General features: G+C 67.5%; 1 protein-coding gene and 1 pseudogene. Both read left to right on the top strand.

Annotated elements, in window-relative coordinates; translation table 11 throughout:
- Positions 1-92: 92 nt before the first annotated feature.
- Positions 93-230 (top strand): annotated as a pseudogene (locus ACIP5Y_RS47930) (hypothetical protein); the annotation flags it as partial.
- Between the two features lie 132 nt (positions 231-362).
- The coding region (locus tag ACIP5Y_RS47935; protein ID WP_400360523.1) for a type I polyketide synthase at positions 363-2,731 on the top strand (2,369 nt) is incomplete at its 3' end.

The following is a 2,731-nucleotide window of genomic DNA, read 5'->3' on the forward strand; positions in this document are numbered from 1 at the left end:
GGGGTGTGTTGTTCGCGGGGCAGCGGACCGGCTGGGTTGATTTGCCTGCTTATGCTTTCCAACACCGCCACTACTGGCCCAAACCACCCACAGTGAAAACCAGCGGTGATCCGGTTGACGAGCAGCTATGGGAGTCGATGCGGAGCATCGAGCCCACGGCGCTCGCGCGCACTCTCGGGGTCGACGACCAAGCCGTGGCCGACGTGGTGCCCGCGTTGGTCCGCTGGCGGGACCGTCGCCAGTCGGAGTCGCAGTCTGACGGTTGGCGATACTGCGAGACCTGGGTGCGTGTGTCCGCCACTGAGCGGCCTGACCGTGGCCTCGTGGTAGTCGTCCCGGTTGGGTGTAGCGGCGACTCGTGGATGACCGCCGTGGCGGAGGCGGTCGGTGGTCGGGTGGTCGAGTTTGATGGCTCGGCGCCTACGCTGAAACCTGCCGATACAGGCGTGGTGTCGTTGCTTGCCATGTCGGACGAGGTGGACGCGGTCGTGGACACCCTGCGGTTGTTGCAGTCGGTGAAGGTGCCGCTATGGGCGGTCACCCGCGGTGCAGTGACGGCTGTGCCACAAGACCGAGTCGACAGTGTCTGGCCAGGTGGCGTTTGGGGTCTCGCTCGGGTAGCGGCCCTGGAACTCCCGGACCGTTGGGGCGGTGTCATTGACCTCCCCGCCGATTTCGACGCGGCTGCCGCGCGGTGGTTGGCAAAAGCTGTCACCGGCGGGCACGGAGAAGACCAGCTTGCGGTGCGGCCCTCGGGCCTGTTCGCCCGCCGCCTGGCACGGATGCCCGCATCCTCTTCGACGTGGCGAACGAGCGGTACGGCTCTTGTCACAGGCGGCACCGGTGGAGTCGGCGCCCACGTGGCCCGTTGGCTGACCGGCTCCGGAGCAGAGCACATTGTGCTGCTGAGCCGTCGTGGCCCTGACGCCGAGGACGCCGCTGAGCTGCGGGAAGAGCTGGAAGCAACGGGCGCAAAGGTCAGTATCGTTGCCGCAGACGTAACCGACCGCGCAACGATCACGCGCGTACTGAGGGACATCCCGGCGGACCTGCCGCTGCGCACGGTTGTGCACGCTGCGGGCGTCGTGGACGATGCAGGCGCCCTGGACACCCTTACCCCGCATCATCTCCAGCAACAGCTGGGCGTCAAGGTCGCCGGCGCGCTGCTGCTTGATGAGCTCATTCGCGACGTCGACCTCGACGCGTTCGTCCTGTTCTCCTCCGGCGCCGCTGCGTGGGGCAGTGCAGGGCAGGGCGGCTACGCCACCGCCAATGCCTGCCTCGACGCCCTCGCATCGCGCCGCCGGGCTCAGGGCCTCGTGGGCACCACAGTGAGCTGGGGTGCTTGGGAGTCGACCGGCATGATGGAGGCAGACGCCGGCTACGCCGAGTACCTGGAACGGCTTGGAGTCACCCCCATGGCCCCCGTCCAAGCAACCGCCGCTCTTGAGCGCATTCTGGGCGACGACGATGTCACCGCCACAGTCACCGACATGGACTGGGCTCGCTTCGTTCCCGCGTTCACCCTCGCCCGCCCGAGCCTGCTGTTTTCACTCTTGGCAGCGTCCGGCGAGGCCGACAAGGCCGAGACAGCCAACTCCGCCATGGACAGTCTGCGGGCGATGTCCCACCATGAGCGCAACGACTACCTACTTGCCGTCACCCGCGAGCAAGTGGCCGTCGTACTTGGCTATGACCGCGGCGACGAGGTCGATCCCGACCAGGTGTTCAAGGATCTAGGCATCGACTCGGTGACAGCGGTTGACCTGCGCAACCGGCTCCAGACCGTCACCGGGCTGAGCTTGCCGTCGACCCTCGTGTTCGACCATCCGACTGTGGGTCGGATCGTGGCTTACCTGGCCGACCTGGCCGCCGACCAGGTCGGTGAAATCGCGAACGCTTTTCCCGTAGCGGTCAACCTCACCACCGACGACCCGATCGTGATCGTCGGCATGGCATGCCGGTTCCCAGGTGGCGTCGCGGGCCCGGCCGACCTGTGGCGAGTCGTCGCCGCCGGCGTCGATGTGATGTCCGAGTTCCCCGACGACCGCGGATGGGACGTCGCCGCGCTATACGACCCTGCGGGCGATCGCACCGGGACATCGGTGACCCGCGAAGGTGGCTTCCTGGACGACGCAGGTGGTTTCGACGCCGGGTTCTTCGGCATCTCGCCACGCGAGGCGCTCGCGACCGATCCGCAGCAGCGGCTGTTACTGGAGACCTCGTGGGAGGCGCTGGAGCACGCCGGGATCGACCCGGCGTCGCTCGCGGGCAGCGCCACCGGCGTGTTCGTTGGTGCCGCTCCGTCCGGATATAGCGATGTGGTCAGTGGGCTCGAAGAGACGCAGGGCCACCTGCTCACCGGCGGCCTGTTGAGCGTGTTGTCCGGCCGCATCGCCTACTCGCTCGGGTTGCAGGGGCCGGCGATGAGCGTCGACACAGCGTGTTCGTCATCGCTGGTTTCCCTACACCTTGCCGGTCAGGCGTTGCGGGCGGGGGAGTGTTCCCTGGCTCTGGTCGGCGGCATCGCGGTAATGGCGACACCGGGCGGATTCATCGAGTTCAGCCGTCAGGGCGGTTTGTCGGCGGATGGTCGGTGTAAGGCGTTCGCTGATGCGGCCGATGGGACGGGGTGGTCCGAGGGTGTGGGTGTGCTTGTGGTGCAGCGTCTTTCGGATGCGCGTGCGGCGGGTCGTCGGGTGTTGGCGGTGGTGCGGTCGTCGGCGGTGAA

This window comes from Nocardia sp. NPDC088792 (assembly GCF_044750615.1).
In the GTDB taxonomy this organism is placed as follows: Bacteria; Actinomycetota; Actinomycetes; order Mycobacteriales; family Mycobacteriaceae; genus Nocardia.